Raw genomic sequence first — 18002 nt, forward strand, 5'->3', positions numbered from 1 at the left:
CTTGCCCGCCCACCATCGCGGGACACGCTGCAAGTACGTCCTTGTAAGCTCTTACGCGGCATCCATGCCGCGTAAGGTCCCGCGACGGTGGGCGGGCAAGGGCCAGTCGAGATGGTCGGTGCGCATGGTTGCAAGCAACGCATGACGTGTGTTGTCGGATAACGCCGCGGCGATCAGCTTCGCAACGCAATACGCAACGCGATCACAGGCAGGCTTTCACCCAATCACCGACCAACTTTAAGGTGCGGTGTCCTCACCGCTTGCGGGACCGTGTGGCGGCATGGATGCCGCCACCGAGCCTACATGGACGTACTTGCGGCGTGTCACGCGAGCAGTGAGGGCACCGCGCCCTCGACCAACCAAGTTTTGGTGCATGGTTGCGAGCAGTGCGCGTTGCGCTGCGGTCTGATCGGCTCTTTTCGATGCGAGCAACGTCACTGCCATTCCCGACATCACTCCACTTGTCAGCCAAGGCGAGTGCGGCCAACACGTTGCAGCCAGCGATACAGCGTTCAAGAGATTTTGTCAGCCGCTCCAAGCGCGCTAACTCGTCCGCGTTGCGCGATCCAGCCAGCACGCCAGGCCCTGCGCGTTGAGTTCGATATCGGTGGCCAGCAGCTGCGCCACGCTCGCATCGTCCAGGCGGCAACCGTGCAAGCGGGCGCGCTCCAGATACAGCTCACTCAACGCCGCCACCATGCAGCGATGGCGGTCCGCACGCTGTGCGCAGCTCAGCGCAATGGCCGTCATCGCATGGATCTGCTCGATCAACGCCTGCGCCAACGGCCCCGGCGATGTGACACGCCCGTAATGGGTCAGATACATCGCGGCCGGCGTCGTCTCCATCAGCCGCGCGATCGACTGCAGCATCGCTTCCGGCTCAAACTGCACCGGCGAAGAGGTCGGCAGGATGAAAGCGCCTTGTGCGCTATCGAGCTGGCGATACGACAAGCCGAAGGTGTCGCCAGTGAACCAACTGCGGCTGCGTGCATCCCACACGCACAGATGATGCCGCGCGTGCCCGGGCGTCTCGATCGTGCGCAGCGCGCGCTCGCCCAGCATCACGGTCTGCCCATCGGCTGCTTCCACCACCCGCTCGGCGGGCACCGGCACGATGGCGCCATAACTGCGCGCCATTTCCGCCTCGCCATACACGGCGGTGGCACCGGCAATCAGCCGGGTGGGATCAATCATGTGCGGCGCGCCGCGCGGATGCACCAGCACGCGCGCATTGGGCAGGTGCTGCAGCAAGGCACCCGCGCCGCCAGCGTGATCCAGATGCACATGGGTCAGGATCAACCACTCCACCTGCGCAGGCGTCAGCCCGGCGGAGTGCAACGCAGCCAGCATGTGCGGCACCGACAGCGAAGTGCCGCAATCGACAAAGGCGCCACGTTGCGCCTCGACGATCAGGTACGCCGCATCGAACTGCACACCGCCAAAGCCGGTATCGATGGTCTGGATGCTGGAATCGGCTATCGCTGTCATTCCCACACCATGCTTGCCCAGGAAACCGCAGTGTAGGCGCAAGGGCTTTGCGCTGGCTGTGTTCGCAGTTCCAGGCAGCGATGCATCAGTCGCCTGGACAGCGCTGCCGTCAGGCTGCGCTTATCGGAATTCGACATCGCGCGGCCAGGCGATCACCTCGTACCGTCAGCCGCGATGCATTGCTGCGCCGATTACCCCTCCCGCAACACACGCATCGCCGCAAGGATCACCTCCGCATCCACCTGCACATGCACGCCCGGCAATTGCAGATCGCTGGCCTGCTCGGCCTGTTTCAAGCGTGCAATCAACTGACCCGCATCGCGCGGTGAGGCGAAGCCATCGCTCTGCAGCAGCAACGCACCGGCGCCATCGTTCAACTTGAAGTAGAACTGCCCGTCGCTCTCGCGATATTGCTTGAACACCGGCGGGGCGACTTTTTCATCTGCGTCCACGGACGTCGTCGCGGCCTGGCTGGAGAGATCGCGCAGACCCACTGCAGCGCGCAGCTCGGCCAGAAACGGCGTGGCGTAGCGCGTGCGCAGACGTGCGCCACCGGCGCGCAGAATCGCCTCGATCTTCGCCGGCTCGGCCATCAGCGCCTCATAGCGCGTGCGCAGCGGCGTAATTTCCTGGTCGATCCGCTCGAACAGCTGTTGCTTGGCATCGCCCCAGCCGATGCCATCGGCAAAGGCCTGGGCAAATGCAGCCGTTTCCTGCGGCGTGGCGAAGGCCTGATACAGCTGGAACAACGCCGAACCCTGCGTGTCCTTGGCTTCGCCGGGCGCGCGCGAATCGGTGAGGATGGAGAACACCAGCTTGCGCAGTTCCTCGCGCGGGGCGAACAGCGGAATCGTATTGCCGTAGCTCTTGCTCATCTTGCGGCCGTCCAGGCCTGGCAACGTGGACACCTGCTCGTCGATCACCGCCTCGGGCAAGGTGAAGAAGTCGCGGCCATACACATGGTTGAAGCGCTGGGCGAAATCGCGCGCCATCTCGATATGCTGGATCTGGTCGCGCCCCACCGGCACCTTGTGCGCGTTGAAGATCAGGATGTCCGCCGCCATCAGCACCGGGTACATGAACAAGCCGGCGCTCACGCCCGCGTCCTCGTCCTCGCCCTCGGCGCGGTTCTTGTCCACCGCCGCCTTGTAGGCATGCGCGCGGTTGAGGATGCCCTTGCCGGCTACGCAGGTGAGCAGCCATAGCAGCTCGGTGGTCTCCGGCACATCGGACTGGCGATAGAACCACACCGTTTCCGGGTCCAGCCCGCAGGCCAGCCAGCTGGCAGCGATTTCCAGTGTGGAGCGCTGCGTACGCGCCGGGTCCTGCGCCTTGATCAAGCTGTGCAGGTCAGCCAGGAAATAGAAGCTCTCCGCATCGGCGCCGGCGCTGGCCTGGATCGCCGGGCGGATCGCACCGACGTAATTGCCCAGGTGCGGGGTGCCGGAGGTGGTGATGCCGGTAAGAACGCGAGTGGTCATCTGCATGAAGGCCAGGAAGTCAGCGCACAAGTTTAGCGGTTCCGTGCGCCGGGCATGGACGCGCCGGTTTTGCATGCGTTATTCCTGACCGCAGACGCAAAACGGGCCGCATCAGGCGGCCCGTCGTGTGCAGGTGTCGCTCACTTCATCGCGTGAGCGACCTTGCGGATGGCTCAGGTGTCGTCGCGCAGCGACTTTTCGAAGGCGCGCACTTCAGTCTGGGCGCGATCGCGATCCCAACCGTAGCGCTCCTGAAGCTTGCCCTGCAGATACTCGGCGTTGCCTTCGGCGATCTTGAAATCGTCGTCGGTCAGGTCGCCCCACTTGGCCTGCGCCTTGCCTTTGAGCTGGGTCCACTTGCCGGAAATGATGTCAGTGTTCATGCGTTGACTCCGCTTGATGCGGCCGCGATTGACCGTGGCATCAGGTTGCCGATGGACGCGTTCGCTGCAGATCAATAGCTGTCAAACCCGGACTCACCGCACTGAATGGTCGCTTACGCGTGCGGTGCACGCGGCGCATGTCGATACACGCAAAACTGGCGCGTCGAACGCAGCAATCCCGCAAACATAGGCGAAAAAAAACGGGCCTTGCGGCCCGTTTTTTTAAGCATGCAGCGCTAGATCACTTGCGCGCAGCGTCTTCCACCTTCTCGCCAGCGCCCTGCACGTCCTTGCCGGCACCTGCGACGGTGTTGCAACCCGCAAGCATACCGACCGAAAACACCGACAGCACCAGCAGCATAATTGCACGCTTCATAACAAACTCCTTCGTGGGTAAACGGCGACGTGCCGCAGATCAATCAATTCGAACAACAAGATCAAACAAAACCTGGAATCAGCACTTACCGTCGCTGCAATTATCGGCCTTCTTTTCGACCTTCTCACCTGCGCCCTGCATGTCCTTGCCGGCGCCGGCCATGGTGTTGCAGCCAGTCATCACGCCAGCCGAAAACAGGCCTAGCACCATCAGTGTCAGCAGTCGCTTCATCGGTCTTCCTCAGTTCTGCATTCGGTGCCAACGCACCGCGCTTGGCGCCAAATCTGACTGCGTGGCCGTGGATTTGATGTGAACGTGGCGTGCCGCGTTCAGCAATCGATCAATCTCGCATCAGCGTGGACTTGCCGAACAGGCTCTCCACCAGATCCACCGCCAGCTCGGCGGTCGCGTTGCGGTTGTCCAGCACCGGATTGAGTTCGACGATGTCCAGCGACCCCATACGCCCGGTGTCGGCAATCATCTCCATCACCAGCTGCGCCTCGCGGTAGTTGGGACCACCGGGCACGGTGGTGCCCACGCCCGGCGCGATGCTGGGGTCGAGGAAGTCCACATCGAAGCTCACGTGCAGATGGGTGTCCGCGCTCATGCCCTGCAAGGCGGTCTCCATGGTGCGCTTCATGCCGGCCTCGTCGATGTAGCGCATGTCGTAGACATCGATGCGGTGCTGCTTGATCAGGCGTTTCTCCTCCGGGTCCACCGAGCGGATGCCGATCTGCCGCACCTGCTCGGGCAGCAGCGCCGGCGCGCTGCCGCCCAGATGGGTCAACGCCTGCGGGCCCAGCCCGCACAGGCAGGCCACCGGCATGCCGTGCACGTTGCCCGATGGCGTCACCTCGCTGGTATTGAAGTCCGAATGCGCATCCAGCCACAGCACCCGTAGCGGGCGCCCCTGTTCGCGGCAGTACTTGGCCACCGCCGTGATCGAACCGATGCCCAGGCAGTGGTCGCCGCCGAGCATGATCGGCATGCGCCCGGCGCATAGTTCAGCGTAGCTGGCGTCCATCAGCGCCTGGTTCCAGGCCACCACTTCGTCCAGATGCCGGTAGCCGGCCTGCGGGGCCAGCCAGGGATTGCGCGGGCCATCCAGATTGCCCAGGTCGCGCACCTCCACTCCGCGGCCGATCAAGGCCTCCTGCAAGCCGGCGATGCGCAGCGCCTCCGGCCCCATCCGCGCGCCGCGGTGGCCGGCACCGATATCGGTGGGAACGCCAATCAGGGAAACCGGCAGGTACTGCGTCGCCATGCATTGCTCCAGCATCGATAAAGCGCTGAAGTCTAGTCGCCGGCCCGCGCACTGACGCGCGGCAGCGCAGCACGGCGCCCGGCCTGCGTCACCAATCACGTAATCGCATCTGCCACTGCAGCAATCCGAACAGCGGCCGATACCCCGTAGCGGGCAAGCGTCGGACGGGTGCGGATGGCATGCGCAAAGGCTGCGGTGTCAGCGTGATCCATCTCGGCCGGAGCATTACCGACCACCAGCCGCGTTCGCTTTTCAGCTGCGTCGAGAGGTTGATCGCTGCTTCACGTGACGTGGTTGGGCAGTTTCTGGCGCATCTGTGCTTTGCGGAATGCGCCTGCCTGCCCGCACAGTTAGACCATGGCTGGAGATGCGGATGTCACTGTCTGCCCGCCAGCGCGGGTCCTCAGTGCCACCGACAGGTTTTTTCATCGCGCAGCGCGTTTTGTACAGGGGGAGAAGTTCATGCCGCACAACGCCGTCAACCAGGTCGTCAAGGCTGCCGTGGGCGAGGTCGCGCGGGCGTCGCATCAGTACGATCTGCAGCGCATCGGTCGCGAGTTCGCGCAGACCATCGAGCGTGAGCCGGGCATCCGTTTGTTGATGCTGTCCACCGCCGACGGGCGCGCCATTACCGAGCAATCCAGTCTGGATGTGGACGGTCGCCGTCTGGCGGCGATGGCCAATTCGTTTCTGACCCTGGGCGAGACCCTGGCGCGCGAATCCAGTCTGAGCGAGGCCGATTACGCCACCGTCAGCACCCGTGGCGGCCAGCTGGTGCTGATCCGCATTCGCGCCGACAAACCGCTGACGCTCACCGCAATTGGCGGCCCGCAGCTCAATGCCGCCGCACTGTTGTTCAACGCGCGCGATTGCGCCGGCCGTCTGGCCAAGGCCATGGCGCAACCAGCGACCTGAGGCTTGGCATTGTTCGTGCTTGCCTTTCGTGCACCCATTACTCACCGCTTGTAAGGACGTCCCGTGGCACAACTCAATCTGGAACACCTGCATTCAATCGCCGGTTTCGTCGGCGCCGCGCTGGTCGATAGCGACAGCGGCATGGCACTGGGCATGACCGGCGGCACCGATCTCAATCTGGAACTGGCCGCCGCCGGCAATACCGAAGTGGTGCGTGCCAAGCGTCGCATCGCCGAGCAGCTCGGTCTGAACGACACCATCGAAGACATCCTGATCACCCTGGCCCGCCAGTACCACCTGCTGCGTCCGCTGGAGAGCAACGGCACGCTGTTCTTGTACGTCGTGCTGGACCGCGCCAAGGCCAATCTGGCGATGGCCCGTCACGAGCTCAAGGCGTTCGAAAAGACCCTCGACTTCGGTTGATGCCAACCTGGCGGCGTACGCGCGTCGCCTGCCCGGCCTGCCGGTCTGCACCGGCAGGCGTCGCACTCCAACGCGCCGATGCGGCGCCATGTCATGACCATACCCATTCACGCCCTGCGGGTCGCCACGGCCGGCCTGGACCTGCTGCACACCACGCGCCTGAAACTGGCGTGCTCGCTGCTGCTGGCCGAGCGCGTCGACGTGCAATTGGGGCAATGGCCGCAACACGCGGCCGACGTGGTGGTACTGGGTCTGGAAAGCGCCGACGGCCTGGCCGCATGGCAGGCGCTGCAAGGCCAGCCGATGCGGGTGCTGGTGGTGTCGCGGACACCGGTCGGTGGCGCATGGATCAAGCACGGCGCCACCGTGCGCGAACTCAACGAACACCTGCGTCTGCTGCTGTCCTCGCCGCATAACGTGCAGATCGCCGAACCGGCGCTGCTGATCCGCCATTGCCGCGGTGAAGTCGGTAACGCTGCAGTGGTGTTGCGCCACGCGCAGCTGCACGTCCGTGTAGATCCGGCCAATGCCTGCGTGCAACTTGCGCCCGGCCTGCCGTTGTCCGAACTGGTCGCCGCACTGGATCGCCCCGGTTGGCAGGTCGCACCAAACACAACCGATGCCGCACTGACGCAACGCATCTCATTCGAAGCGCTGTATTTCGCCCTGCCCGAGCACCAGCGCCCCGCGCTGCCGGCGGTGGAACCCAGCCATGCGCTACAGCTGCGCCAGTGGCCGGAGCTGAGCGCCGAAACCAGCTCGCCGGCACAGTTGCTCGCCATCGCCCACCTGCACGCGCGTCCGTGGCGCGCGCAGGCGCTGGCCAACGCTTGCAAGCTGCCGCTGCAAACGGTGGAATGCCTGTTCGCCGCGGCACTTGCCAGCGGCCTTGCCCAGACTGCGGAGATTGCCGTGCCTGCAACGCAGACTCGTCCGGACAGCAGCAACTCCCGGTTCTTCTCCTGGGTCGCACGTCGGTTTGGCCTCTCTCTCTTTCAGGCGCAGTCATGAGTCTTCCGGCCAACAAGCTGGTGTTCGTTGGCGGCATGGGCGCCGGCAAGACCACGGCAGTGCGCGCCATTTCCGACGTGGAACCGGTCAGCACCGAGATGCCGCTCAGCCAGGATGCCTACGGCGACAAGACCTACACCACGGTCGCGCTGGACTACAGCTCGATCGAGCTGGAAGACGGCGAGTTGCTGCACGTGTACGGCGTGCCAGGCCAGAAATACCTGGATTTCATGTGGCCATTGGTCTGCGACGGCGCACTGGGTGTGATCGTGCTGACCAACGCGCGCGATCCGCAGATGCTCGAGGCCACGCTGGCGTTGCTGCGTGAATTTTCGCAGATCGCACCTGAGGCAAGTATGGCGGTGGGCATCACCATGACCGACGAAATGCAGGATTTTCTGCTGCCGCCGTTCCGCGATGCATTGGTTGCCGAAGGCTTTCGCATCCCGGTCATGCGCGTGGATGCGCGCTCGGCGACCCAGATCACCTTCCTGGTGAAATCGCTGCTGTCCTATCGCTACACCTCGGCTCACAGCTGATCGGCAGCGCGTGGCGCGCGTACCTGCTTGATCGACACGCAAGACAAAACAAGGAATCCGGTCACGACGGTGCCTGAAAGGGCGTCACGCGGGGGATGCCGCCTCTAGGGTGGCGGCGACGCGTCCATCTTCCTTGATGCCAGACACGCGACGCGAACGTCATACATTCGAGCGCTTTGCCTGACTTGTTCAGTATGGCGCGCGATCAAAAGCCAGGACATCGGGACGTTCCCGACATCGCGCAGGACATACCGGTCATACGGCATCAGCGATAGCGCCGTCAGCGAGCAGCCAGTCGCGCCTGCAACCGGCGCTCGTATGCGGTTGTTGTGCGCGCATGGCAATGCGTTGGACAGACCGGTCGTCAAGCCGTCGCGCGCACGCCTCGATACGCTGCGGCAATGTCGCCATCGGTGACGCGCAGCGAATACCCGATGCGCCGGGATCGGCAGCTGCAGGGCGGCTTCCACGCCAATGCCAAGTGCTGATCCAGCACCACGATCGGATAAAGTAGCGCGATGACAATCGAACTGAAGCCCGGCGGCTTGTTGATCGCGATCGAAGGCATCGACGGCGCCGGCAAGACCACCCTCGCCCGCAGCCTGGCCACCACCCTGGAAGCGGCCGGCGCCCGCGTCGTACTGAGCAAGGAGCCGACCAACGGCCCCTGGGGCACCCAGTTGCGCCAGTCCGCCGCCACCGGCCGCCTGAGCGCGGACGAAGAAGCCGAGCTGCTGATCCGCGACCGCCATGAGCATGTGGACACCCTCATCGCACCCGCATTGGCGCGCGGCGAGATCGTGATCCTGGACCGCTACTTTCCGTCGATGGTCGCCTACCAGGGCGCCGCCGGCCTGCCACTGGATGATCTGCTGGAACGCAACGCCTTCGCACCGCGCCCGGACGTACTGCTGCTGCTCGACCTGCCACCACCCACCGGCCTGGCGCGCATCCGCGCCCGCGGCGACGCCCCCAACCACTTCGAAACCCAGGACAACCTGGAACGCTGCCGCGCCATCTTCAATGCCCTGCAATTGCCGGGCAAACACGTGGTGGACGCCAGCGCCGATGCAGACAGCGTGCTACGTCAAGCCCACGCTATCGTCGTTGCCGCACTGGCCGAACGGCTGAGCGGCGACGCTGCGCACACCGACGCAGAAAGGGCCGTCCTGGGACTGCTATCGGCCGGTCGCCCGGCCTGATCTGCTGCGCGCCCTTACGCGCGCGATCACAACACTGCGCGACCCAATTTAGAAGTTACAAGCTACAAGCAACCTACCCGTACACCACCAGCGCAAGCTGATTCAAAGCCCCTCTCCCTGCGGGAGAGGGGTTTGGGGTGAGGGTACGGCCAGCCACAATTCCCGACGAAACCGCTCCTTCACAAAGCGCTTCGCCTCATAAAGGAATTAATGTTCCGATAGAGGATGTCGAGTTGGCCACGCACAACCACCGTGCGTGGCAATCGGCTGCGGTGGAAATTGCAGGCGCAGAAAACGCACCCAAACGACGGCACGGCCAGAACAGGTGTGCGCACAAACTTGTGGATCAAAGATGGTGCCGGCACCCGGATTCGAACTGGGGACCTACCGCTTACAAGGCGGTTGCTCTACCAACTGAGCTATGCCGGCAAAGGCCAAGCGCATTGCGCGCCGGTGCGCATTCTAGCGCAGCGCGGCGCAATCTAGCGATCGTTGACGCGTTGCACCCGCGGCGCCCTGCAACGCAGTGGGTGCCGAGGCACTACGCACATCGATCCACCACCAGCGCGATTGCCCGGTGCCGCTGGGCATCAGCTGCGCGGGAAATCCCGCACTCACCAGGCTCGCCTGACGCCGCTCGGCGCGCTCGCGGCTCTGGTACTGGCCCAGCGCGACGGAGTTGTCCTCGCCTTGCGCAATCACGTAATAGTCGCCGATGCCAGCCGCAGCGATGCGCTTGACCAACGCCTGCGCCGCGGCACGATCGCCCACGCTGGGCAGCATCACCCGGAACGTACTGACCCCGGCGTCCTTGTCTTCGCGCACGCTGCTGCGCGTGGCCTGACCACGAATGCGTGCCAGCGCGGCATCGGCGTCGGCGCGTGCCGGATAGGGGCCCAGGCTGGCGCAGCGCTCTGGAACGGGTACGGGAGTCGGCACCGTTGGCGATGTCTTTGGTGCAGCCGCCACAGCAACCTCGGCCGGTTTCGGAGCGACCTTGCTTGTGGCCGGAATCTCGTACGGTACTGGCGATGTTTCGGCCACTGCGGTGGTAGCCGCAGCTGTCGAAGCGGCCGCCGCCGCTTGTTCCGTTGATGTCTGAGCTGGTGATGTCTGAGCTGGTACTGCTGCCGGTGCCGGTGCCGGTGCAACCGATGTTGCTGCCGGCACAGCGTCTGCAGCTGCTGTTGCTGCCTCTCTCGAGATCGCAGCCACCGCGCCTGTTGCGATGTTCGGCAACACCTCCAACCGTGCCACACCTGCCGGCTGCGCCGGAGCGGCCAACGCGGCCGGTGCCGGCTGCATGGCCCACCACAACGCCACGCCGGCATTGAGGACGATCAAGACAACGATGAGCGCGCGTACATACATGCAGTGGATTCTAAGAGTGGCCGATAACCGCTGGCGAGAGCTCGACGGCTCGGCGCGAGCGGCAGGCAGCCAGTGACCCCAGTGTACGAGCGCGACATCCCGATGCCGAGCACCGGCCGCCCACCTGGCGGCTGCGCGTCGTTTCGATCACCGACCTCAAGGCGTAGGCGCAGACCTCGCCCAAATCGCCAGCCCATCCAGCACCAGCGCAGCACGGAACGTGGCATCGGGCAACAACGGCAGCAACGGTGGCGCGCCGCCGCCGTGCACCAGCAAGCGCACCGATATGCCCAAACTGCGTTGCGCGTGCTGCAGGCTGCGCTCGATCAGCGCCACCGCCGCACCATCGCAACCGGACGCCAGCGCATCGTCGGTGTCGTTGGCCAGCTCCACATAATTGCCGCCGCTGGCCGGCAATTGCACCGCGCGGGCATGCAGCGCTTCGCGCATGGTGGTCGGCGAGGCGGCGATGCGCCCGCCATGATGCTGCCCATCGGCCCCAAGCAGATCGATGGTCAGCGCAGTGCCCACGCCGGCCACCAGCACAGGTGCCTCGCCACGCGCGCCGAGCAGCGCCAGAAAGCGATCCACGCCGAAGCGGCTCGGGTCCGCATATGCAATGCGGATGCCGGCGCATTCGGCCGCGGTGCGCACGATCCGCACCTGTTCGAAGCGCTCGTGCAGGCAGGCGAGCATCCGCTGCGTCAATGCCGGCGCAGCAACGCTGGCCACATGCGCGATGCGCCCGGTCGGCAGCGCCGACAGTGCGGCCGCATCCATCGCCTCGGCGCCATGCGGCCACGCCTGCACATCGCCGGCGCGATCTCCCTGTAGCAGGGCGTACTTGAACCGCGAATTTCCCAGATCGAACAACCACTCGCTCATGCAGGTCTCACGCTCACTTCTCCGGAGTGGAACAGGCGCACCGTCTCGCCCAATTGCACCCGCAACGCGCCGTCGGCAGCCAGGCCAAGCGCAACGCCGTGATGCCGGGTGCCAGCCTCTTCGACCTGTACCGCGCGGCCACACAACACGTCCAAGGCCGCATAGCGACTCAAGAACGGAGCCAGCCCCTGCGCCTCGAACAGATCCAGCGCCGGCAGCAGCCCGGACAACACCGCCGCCACCACGGTATCGCGCGAGACCGCACGGCCGGCCAGCGTATCCAGATCCACCCATGGCTGGTCGATCGCAGCGGCCGCCGCAGCCGGCATGTGCACATTCAAGCCCAGTCCGATCACCGCACGCGCATTGCCGGCCATTTCGCCGCCGCCTTCGATCAACAGGCCGCCCAGCTTGCGCTCGCGCGCCAGCAGATCGTTGGGCCACTTCAGCCCGACATCGGCAAACCCGCAACCGCGCAAGGCTTCTGCCACCGCCACACCCACGGCCAGGCTGAGCCCGGCCAGCTGGCCCAGCCCACCGCTGAAACGGCGCGAGGCCGACAGATAGATATGCGCACCCAGCGGCGAGGTCCATTGCCGGCCCCGACGGCCGCGCCCACCGGTCTGACGCTCGGCCAGCAGCACCGCCACGCCCTGCTCCGGCGCCGCACGCGCCAGCAAGCTGGTGTTGGTGGATTCCAGCGTCCAGGCGATATCGAGTGCAGCCAGGCCTGCCAGCGCATCGCTCGACATGGCCGCACGAATCCGCGCTGCCTCCAGCAGATCCAGCGGCGCGGCCAGCCGGTAGCCGTCGCCAGCCCGCCCCTCGATATCGACCCCGGCTGCGCGCAAATTTTGAATGCGCTTCCACACTGCCGCACGGGTCAACCCGGCATCGCGCGCCAGCGCATCGCCGGATAGCCGGCCGCTCGCAAGTTTGGCCAGCAACGCGCGGTCATCCACGGCAAGGTCCCCAAATCGATCCGTGAAAGTATGCGCCAAGCCCACCCGTGCGCCCAGCACGGCTTGCGTGAGGGAGTGAAAAGCGCGTTATGATCGCCAACTCACGCCGCTTGCCCTGGATGTGGACGATGCGCCGAATCACGGTTTGCCTGCTCCTGTTATTGGCTCCGCTTGCCGCGCTGGCATCGGACCAACTGGTCGATGGCGACCATGAGAGCTGCGTCAGCACCAATTCGGTTGCGCGCGGCAGGACGCCCAATGGCGAGGCCGCTGCACCGGCACGCGCTCCCGCGCACAAGCCCACGCCGGCCACCGGCGGCGGCGGTAGCGATGGCGACGCGCTGTTCCCACGCATGCGCACGATGCCGCGCTGGCACAGTTTTCTGCCGGGCATGTTCCGCTGATCCAGTGGTTGTCGCGCTGGCTGCGCCGGCCGCCCCTCGATATTCCTGATGCGTTGTGGCTACCGGTCTGCACCGGCTGCGCCTGGGTCGCCGCGCTCGATCCGCCCCGCCAGCACCGTCTGCGCACCTTGGCCGCGCAGTTCCTGCAGCAAAAAACCATTTCCCCGGTCGATGGGTTGCAACTGCATGCGCACGATCATGTGCTGCTGGCGGCCACCTGCTGCCTGCCGCTGCTGGAAATCGGTGCAGTGGGCTGGCGCGGCTGGTCGCAACTGATCGTCTATCCGGACGCGTTCCGCGTGCAGCGCACGCATGTGGATGCGGCAGGGGTGATGCATGCCTGGGACGACACCCTGATCGGCGAATCCTGGGAGCAAGGCCCGCTGATCGTCAGCTGGGCCGATGTGCAGGCCGATCTGGACGACCCGCAGGCAGGCTTCAACGTGATCGTGCACGAGATGGCGCACAAGCTCGATGCACTCGATGGCGCCCTCGACGGCACCCCGCCGCTGCCACGCGATGCACAACGCGCCTGGGCACGCGATTTTCAGCAGGCCTTCGATGCGTTCTGCCAACGCGTCGATGCCGGCGAAGACACCGAGATCGATCCGTATGCCGCCGAAGCACCGGAAGAATTCTTCGCGGTCGTGAGCGAATATCACTTCTCCGCACCGCAAGTGATCGCGCGCGTCATGCCGGATGTCGCCGCGCAGTTGACGCGTTTTTACGGGCCTTCGCCGTTTGCTTCTTCAGCGCAGCGCTGAGGGTGTGGTGGCATCGACACGTTGCTTGCGATGGTTGTCATGCAACCGCTTCGCGCGCGTTGTCAGCACACGCTTGGCCGAATTGAAAACAACGCTGCGCAATGTCGTCCAAGTGCCCGCTCGGCACTGCTGATTTCAACAGCACGCTGCAATGCACTCACACCAGCCCAAGATCGCGCGGCCTGGCACCGGGAAACACCCGCTCCAACTGCGCTGGCGACAGCCCCCACAATCGACTCAACAGACCGCCGAACAGACTGCGGTAATTGGTAAGCACCGGGTAATCGCGATTCTGCAGCAGCTGCGTTTGTTCGACCGCGACCTGTTCGCCAGCGATACGACCACCCTGCACGCCGCCACCCAGCACCCAATACGTCGTGCCGTGCCCGTGATCGGTACCCTTACTGCCGTTCTCGCGAAAGGTGCGGCCAAACTCGGAGAGCACCACCACCACGGTGTCCTTCCATGCCGGCCCCAAGGCATCGGCGTATACCGCCAGCCCTTCGCCGAGATTGCGCAGATTGTTCGCCAACCCACCTTCGACACTGCCCTGGTTGGCATGGGTATCCCAGCCGCCGACATCGACGAAACCCAGCCGGTACTGGTGGCGCATCAGGCTCGCCATGCGCCGGGTTTCGTCGGCGAAGGTGCGCGCACTGGCAGCGCCGCGGCCGGCCTGCTCCATCTCTTCGCGCAGCTGCGCGGTCACTTGCTGACGCAACGCCAGACCCTCGCGCGCGGCTGCCGCAAGCGGCGTTGCGTCGTACATCTGCGACAGGATCTGCGCCTGCCGCGCATCCAGACCGCCTTTGCCGATCCCACGCAACGACACATTGGGCAGATCGCCGCCGCCTTGAAACGTCAGCGGCAACGAATCGGTAAACGCAATTGCCGGCACCCCGCTGAGCACGCCCGACAAGCGCGCCATGAAACCGGACCGATAATCGCGGCGCTGCCTGCCGGCCTGGCCGGATTCGATATCGTCCTGGGTTTCGAAGTGGCTGCGCGACAGATCGTCGGTGCCGGCAAATGGCACGAAGGCCAGCTGCTTGCGTTGCCACAGCGGCAACAGCGCATCGCGCATCACCGGGTTGAGACCCCATTGCGCATCCAACGCAACGGCGCTCTTTGGATTGGCAGCATCCGGCCGCGCAATCGCCAGAGTCGGGCGCGCCTGATAATAAAAATCGCTGGCATGCGGTACCAGCAGATTATTGCTGTCGTAGCCGCCACGCAGAAACACCACCAGCATGCGCGCACTGTCGCGTGGCGCGGCAAACAGACGACCGGACCACGGCAGACTCGCAGCCGCGGCGGAGGCAAGCAGAAATTGACGTCGTTGCATGGTGCACTCCTGCGGCGATAACCGTTCGGCGTTTGTTGAATCAGCAGTCGTTGAATCAGCGGCCGCTAGATCAGCGATAGTTGAAGTCCGGCGATGACAGCAAAAACCCGTTCCACTCCGCTGGCGAACGCGCCTGGCCCAACGCCTCACGCGTGCCGCTGGAAAGCGACGGTGCAACCCAGCGATACGATGGACGCGTATCGATCTGCGTCAGCGCAGGAATTGGCGTGTCGTTGTCGCCATCGAAGCGAAACAGTTGCTTGGGTCCTGCGCCCAGCGAACGCGCCACTTCGAAGCGTCGCGCCAGTTGCCCGGAGCTGGTCCACGCCTGCGATTGCAACGACCACCCATCGGGTGTGATGCGCCCGAACACCGGCTCGCCGAGTTGCTGCACCCAGCTCACCATCGGCGCGGCGTTGACCACCGGTTGATCTTCGTACGCCAGCCGCATCGCCGAGACCACAAACCGATTCGGATCCTTGAACTTGCGCGGTTGCGCCTGCGCAAATTCCGGCGCGTCCAGCATGGCCTGCATCACCTTGGCGATATCGCCATCGCTGCGTTGAAAGGTCTTTGCCATGCGCGCGACCAGTGCAGCCGGTGGCTTGTCGCTGACGAAATACTCGGCCAGGCGCTGCGACACAAACTGCGCGCACGCCGGTTGCCGTACCAACAGCTGCACTGCACGTTCGATCTCATCCAGACCGCCAGCGGCGATGCGCTGGCCCAGCAAGGTCTTGTCGCCGGATTGATGCCGCGCAGGGTTGAATTCGAACAGGCCCTTGCGCACGACCTGCGCCTGCCCCGTTGTTGCAGCGGTTGGTACTGGCGGCGCGCCTTCGGCCTTGATCGGCACCAGACCGGCGCCGGTCAGTATCAGCGCCAGTTGCTGCACATCCTGCTGGCTGTAGCCGCCATGCACGCCCAGCGTGTGCAACTCCATCAATTCGCGCGCGTAATTTTCGTTGGCCTTGCCTTTGGCATTCTTGGCGTTATCCAGATATTCCAGCATTGCCGGGCTTTCCAGCGTCGCCATCACCAGGTCGGCGAACTTGCCGGTGGCGTGCGGACGAATCGCGTTTTCCATGTAATCGGCCGCCATCCATTTCACGCGCCCCTTGTCGGCGTACACGCTGAAGTGATTGAGCCAGAACCACACCAACTGCTCGCGCAGCTGCGCCGGCGCATACACCGCACGCAGCAATTGCGCCTGACGCGCCTGGGTCAGCATCTGACCGCCACGCGCCTGCCAGGCCTTGCGCAAGGCAGCCTTCTCATCGCCATCGGGCAGCGTTTGCAGACGGATCTTGTCGGCCTCGTATTGCGTCAGCAAGCTCACCAATGGCGTGTGCAGCGCATCGAACTGCTGCAGTTGTGCACGGATCGGCGCTGGCAATGCGGCATCGTCGCTGGCTTGCAATAGCAGTGCGCCGTAGCGCTTGGGGCCGAGCCGCTGCAGCTGCGCCGCGCTATCGGCATCCACGCCGTAGGTGGCACGCTGCAACCAGCGTGTCTGTGCTGGCGTCAATGGCGCTTCGGCGGCACTGCACGACAGCACGACGACGCAGCCCGCCAACAGCAACGGCACGCGCCATCTGCGCTGTCGACGTGTCCGGACGGAAAGTGCAGTGACCCACCGTGCCTGTGCAACGCGCTCGAACATGCAGCTCTCCATCGCAACGGCCTGCAACCGGCCCAGTATGGTCAAGCCAACGCGTGAGGCGTTAAACGGTTGTCGGAGCGTGGCGCGACATTGGCCACGGGTTCATCCCGCAACGCATGCCGGTCACAGTCCCGGCGGCAAGGTCACATCGAAGCGGGCGCCGCCCAGTTCCTGCGAGCGCACCACCTGCAATTCGCCGCGGTAGGCCTTGATCAGGTCCTGCACGATCGACATGCCGATGCCGTGACCCTGCACGCGTTCGTCGCCGCGCACGCCACGCTGCAGAATCTTGGCCACATCTTCCGGCGCGATGCCGGGGCCATCGTCTTCCACCGACAGGATCAATCCGGCGCGGCGGCTCCCGGTGGTGGGACCTGGCTGCGCAGTCAACAGCACGCGGCTGCGCGCCCACTTGAAGCCGTTTTCCAGCAGATTGCCAAGCAGCTCCTGCAGATCGCCCGGCTCACCATGAAAACGCGCTTCGGGCGAAATATCGAATTCGCACAGCACGCCTTTGACCGAATACACCTTCTCCAGACCGCGCACGATTTCTTCGGCGGTCGACTCGATCGGCAACGGCGCGGCAAACAGCTTGTGCCCGCTGGAAGCCGCACGTGCGAGTTGGTAAGACACCAGGTCGTTCATGCGCCGCAGCTGCACGTCCATTTCCTCGTGCAGATCGCGCTCGGACTGACCGCTGTCCAGTTGGGTGCGCAACACGGCAATCGGCGTCTTGAGGCTGTGTGCCAGATCGGCAAGCGTATTGCGCTGACGATCCAGGTTGTCGCGCTCGCTTTCGATAAAAGCGTTGATGCTTTCGGTCAGCGGCTCCAGTTCGCGCGGATGCTGCTCGCTCATGCGCTGGATTTCGCCGCGCTGCACCTTGGTCAGCTCGTTGATGACCCGCCGCAGCGGTCGCAGGCTCCACTGCAGAATGAAGGCCTGCAGCACCAATAGCACCACGCCGGCACTGCCGAGATAGAACCACACCGCGCCCCGGAACACGCGCAATTGCGCGCCCATCGAGCGCGCATCTTCCATCACGTAGATGGTGTACGGAATCTCGCCGCCGTGTTCGCGTTCGACATAGCTCACGCCTAGGCCATAGCGGTATAGCTCGCCCAGACTGCCGTCGATCTGGGTCATCTCCAGCGGGCCGATGAACTCTTCCTGGCGCGGCTCGAGCATGCGCCCGTGCGGAATGTTGGGGCCCTCGGCCGACATCGACGTCCAGCTCTCATCCGGGCGCACGACTTCGACATACAGCCCGCCGCCGGGCACGTCGAAACGCGGATCAGGCGGTTGGCCGCCGATGTACAGCGAGCCATCGCGGACGAAATCGATATTGGCGGCATACGCCGAGGCGTAGTTCTTCAGCCGCTCGCGCAGATTCTTTTCGGCAGTGTCGGCGAACGCCACATCCAGCGCATAGCCTGCCAGGGCCAGGAAGGCCACCAGACTGAGGCTGGCAGCCAACAGCTGGCGGGCCTGCAGGGAGCGCGGCCGCCAGCGTTTGTACCACTTGG

The 18002-nt window shown here is 64.8% G+C and carries 20 protein-coding genes and 1 tRNA gene; 8 read left to right on the plus strand and 13 right to left on the minus strand.

From position 1 onward, the window contains the following. Window positions 1–543: 543 nt before the first annotated feature. The 6 genes from ABS769_RS06740 to rocF form a co-directional block, all read right to left on the minus strand. On the minus strand, window positions 544–1488 hold the full coding sequence (locus tag ABS769_RS06740; RefSeq protein ID WP_430544172.1) for an MBL fold metallo-hydrolase: 945 nt from the start codon (window positions 1486–1488) through the stop codon (window positions 544–546). A gap of 191 nt (window positions 1489–1679) precedes the next feature. Then, complete coding sequence (locus ABS769_RS06745; protein ID WP_317062264.1) at window positions 1680–2969, minus strand: tryptophan--tRNA ligase; 1290 nt, start codon at window positions 2967–2969, stop codon at window positions 1680–1682. 173 nt (window positions 2970–3142) lie between these two features. Further along, window positions 3143–3352, minus strand: a complete 210-nt coding sequence (locus ABS769_RS06750; protein ID WP_006451342.1) for a CsbD family protein — start codon at window positions 3350–3352, stop codon at window positions 3143–3145. A gap of 241 nt (window positions 3353–3593) precedes the next feature. Continuing rightward, complete coding sequence (locus ABS769_RS06755) at window positions 3594–3728, minus strand: entericidin A/B family lipoprotein (RefSeq protein WP_006451341.1); 135 nt, start codon at window positions 3726–3728, stop codon at window positions 3594–3596. A 78-nt stretch (window positions 3729–3806) separates the two neighbouring features. Continuing rightward, complete coding sequence (locus ABS769_RS06760; protein ID WP_006451340.1) at window positions 3807–3959, minus strand: entericidin A/B family lipoprotein; 153 nt, start codon at window positions 3957–3959, stop codon at window positions 3807–3809. A 109-nt stretch (window positions 3960–4068) separates the two neighbouring features. Further along, entirely contained in the window at window positions 4069–4992 is a 924-nt protein-coding gene (gene rocF, locus ABS769_RS06765) for an arginase (protein WP_046931980.1), read from the minus strand. Between the two features lie 462 nt (window positions 4993–5454). Between rocF and ABS769_RS06770 the strand changes: the two genes are divergently transcribed. From ABS769_RS06770 to tmk, 5 genes are all read left to right on the plus strand, one after another. Further along, window positions 5455–5907 carry a roadblock/LC7 domain-containing protein gene (locus ABS769_RS06770; RefSeq protein WP_006452080.1) on the plus strand — a complete coding sequence of 151 codons (453 nt, stop codon included), beginning with the start codon at window positions 5455–5457 and terminating at the stop codon, window positions 5905–5907. A 63-nt stretch (window positions 5908–5970) separates the two neighbouring features. Next, window positions 5971–6330, plus strand: coding sequence for a hypothetical protein (locus ABS769_RS06775; protein WP_006452081.1), 360 nt, complete (start codon window positions 5971–5973; stop codon window positions 6328–6330). Between the two features lie 93 nt (window positions 6331–6423). Further along, a complete protein-coding gene (locus tag ABS769_RS06780; protein WP_317062262.1) occupies window positions 6424–7341 on the plus strand; it encodes a hypothetical protein in 918 nt (305 codons plus the stop codon). Continuing rightward, on the plus strand, window positions 7338–7880 hold the full coding sequence (locus ABS769_RS06785) for a GTP-binding protein (protein ID WP_317062261.1): 543 nt from the start codon (window positions 7338–7340) through the stop codon (window positions 7878–7880). The genes ABS769_RS06780 and ABS769_RS06785 overlap by 4 nt, the downstream gene beginning before the upstream one ends. A 518-nt stretch (window positions 7881–8398) precedes the next feature. After that, entirely contained in the window at window positions 8399–9082 is a 684-nt protein-coding gene (gene tmk, locus ABS769_RS06790) for a dTMP kinase (protein WP_317062260.1), read from the plus strand. A 353-nt stretch (window positions 9083–9435) separates the two neighbouring features. Here the strand turns inward: tmk and ABS769_RS06795 are convergent. Further along, window positions 9436–9511, minus strand: a tRNA-Thr gene (locus tag ABS769_RS06795). A gap of 33 nt (window positions 9512–9544) precedes the next feature. Beyond that, the gene (locus tag ABS769_RS06800) at window positions 9545–10405 is read right to left on the minus strand and encodes an SPOR domain-containing protein (protein WP_317061165.1); all 861 of its coding nucleotides are present in this window, start codon (window positions 10403–10405) and stop codon (window positions 9545–9547) included. Between ABS769_RS06800 and ABS769_RS06805 the strand changes: the two genes are divergently transcribed. Continuing rightward, window positions 10311–10529 carry a hypothetical protein gene (locus ABS769_RS06805; protein WP_317061166.1) on the plus strand — a complete coding sequence of 73 codons (219 nt, stop codon included), beginning with the start codon at window positions 10311–10313 and terminating at the stop codon, window positions 10527–10529. The two genes, ABS769_RS06800 and ABS769_RS06805, sit on opposite strands and share 95 nt — an antisense overlap. Before the next feature lie 80 nt (window positions 10530–10609). Here the strand turns inward: ABS769_RS06805 and ABS769_RS06810 are convergent, their stop codons facing one another. Together ABS769_RS06810 and birA are read right to left on the minus strand one after the other, a co-directional pair. After that, window positions 10610–11338, minus strand: a complete 729-nt coding sequence (locus ABS769_RS06810) for a type III pantothenate kinase (RefSeq protein ID WP_317061157.1) — start codon at window positions 11336–11338, stop codon at window positions 10610–10612. After that, window positions 11335–12345, minus strand: coding sequence for a bifunctional biotin--[acetyl-CoA-carboxylase] ligase/biotin operon repressor BirA (gene birA / locus ABS769_RS06815; protein WP_317061164.1), 1011 nt, complete (start codon window positions 12343–12345; stop codon window positions 11335–11337). The genes ABS769_RS06810 and birA overlap by 4 nt, the downstream gene beginning before the upstream one ends. Before the next feature lie 44 nt (window positions 12346–12389). Between birA and ABS769_RS06820 the strand changes: the two genes are divergently transcribed. Together ABS769_RS06820 and ABS769_RS06825 are read left to right on the plus strand one after the other, a co-directional pair. Further along, a complete protein-coding gene (locus ABS769_RS06820; protein WP_317061156.1) occupies window positions 12390–12704 on the plus strand; it encodes a hypothetical protein in 315 nt (104 codons plus the stop codon). An 8-nt stretch (window positions 12705–12712) separates the two neighbouring features. Beyond that, on the plus strand, window positions 12713–13468 hold the full coding sequence (locus ABS769_RS06825) for a zinc-dependent peptidase (protein ID WP_317061155.1): 756 nt from the start codon (window positions 12713–12715) through the stop codon (window positions 13466–13468). A 157-nt stretch (window positions 13469–13625) separates the two neighbouring features. Here ABS769_RS06825 and ABS769_RS06830 read toward each other — a convergent pair whose 3' ends face one another. From ABS769_RS06830 to ABS769_RS06840, 3 genes are all read right to left on the minus strand, one after another. After that, window positions 13626–14813 (minus strand): DUF1501 domain-containing protein, encoded by a 1188-nt coding sequence (locus ABS769_RS06830; protein ID WP_317061154.1) that lies wholly within the window; start codon window positions 14811–14813, stop codon window positions 13626–13628. Between the two features lie 70 nt (window positions 14814–14883). Beyond that, a complete protein-coding gene (locus ABS769_RS06835) occupies window positions 14884–16476 on the minus strand; it encodes a DUF1800 domain-containing protein (protein ID WP_317061153.1) in 1593 nt (530 codons plus the stop codon). A 123-nt stretch (window positions 16477–16599) separates the two neighbouring features. Next, window positions 16600–17970: an ATP-binding protein gene (locus ABS769_RS06840; RefSeq protein WP_172839287.1), complete on the minus strand. Its 1371-nt coding sequence runs from the start codon at window positions 17968–17970 to the stop codon at window positions 16600–16602. Window positions 17971–18002: the final 32 nt, after the last annotated feature.

Origin of the sequence: Xanthomonas hortorum (assembly GCF_040279205.1) — a bacterium.
GTDB lineage: Bacteria > Pseudomonadota > Gammaproteobacteria > Xanthomonadales > Xanthomonadaceae > Xanthomonas > Xanthomonas hortorum_F.

Bases quoted from the DNA above. Each gene is read 5' to 3' on its own strand.
- ABS769_RS06740 (WP_430544172.1), bottom strand. From the start codon at position 1,488: ATGACAGCGATAGCCGATTCCAGCATCCAGACCATCGATACCGGCTTT.
- ABS769_RS06745 (WP_317062264.1), bottom strand. From the start codon at position 2,969: ATGACCACTCGCGTTCTTACCGGCATCACCACCTCCGGCACCCCGCAC.
- ABS769_RS06750 (WP_006451342.1), bottom strand. From the start codon at position 3,352: ATGAACACTGACATCATTTCCGGCAAGTGGACCCAGCTCAAAGGCAAG.
- ABS769_RS06755 (WP_006451341.1), bottom strand. From the start codon at position 3,728: ATGAAGCGTGCAATTATGCTGCTGGTGCTGTCGGTGTTTTCGGTCGGT.
- ABS769_RS06760 (WP_006451340.1), bottom strand. From the start codon at position 3,959: ATGAAGCGACTGCTGACACTGATGGTGCTAGGCCTGTTTTCGGCTGGC.
- rocF (WP_046931980.1), bottom strand. From the start codon at position 4,992: ATGGCGACGCAGTACCTGCCGGTTTCCCTGATTGGCGTTCCCACCGAT.
- ABS769_RS06770 (WP_006452080.1), top strand. From the start codon at position 5,455: ATGCCGCACAACGCCGTCAACCAGGTCGTCAAGGCTGCCGTGGGCGAG.
- ABS769_RS06780 (WP_317062262.1), top strand. From the start codon at position 6,424: ATGACCATACCCATTCACGCCCTGCGGGTCGCCACGGCCGGCCTGGAC.
- ABS769_RS06785 (WP_317062261.1), top strand. From the start codon at position 7,338: ATGAGTCTTCCGGCCAACAAGCTGGTGTTCGTTGGCGGCATGGGCGCC.
- tmk (WP_317062260.1), top strand. From the start codon at position 8,399: ATGACAATCGAACTGAAGCCCGGCGGCTTGTTGATCGCGATCGAAGGC.
- ABS769_RS06805 (WP_317061166.1), top strand. From the start codon at position 10,311: ATGTTCGGCAACACCTCCAACCGTGCCACACCTGCCGGCTGCGCCGGA.
- ABS769_RS06810 (WP_317061157.1), bottom strand. From the start codon at position 11,338: ATGAGCGAGTGGTTGTTCGATCTGGGAAATTCGCGGTTCAAGTACGCC.
- ABS769_RS06820 (WP_317061156.1), top strand. From the start codon at position 12,390: ATGATCGCCAACTCACGCCGCTTGCCCTGGATGTGGACGATGCGCCGA.
- ABS769_RS06830 (WP_317061154.1), bottom strand. From the start codon at position 14,813: ATGCAACGACGTCAATTTCTGCTTGCCTCCGCCGCGGCTGCGAGTCTG.
- ABS769_RS06835 (WP_317061153.1), bottom strand. From the start codon at position 16,476: ATGTTCGAGCGCGTTGCACAGGCACGGTGGGTCACTGCACTTTCCGTC.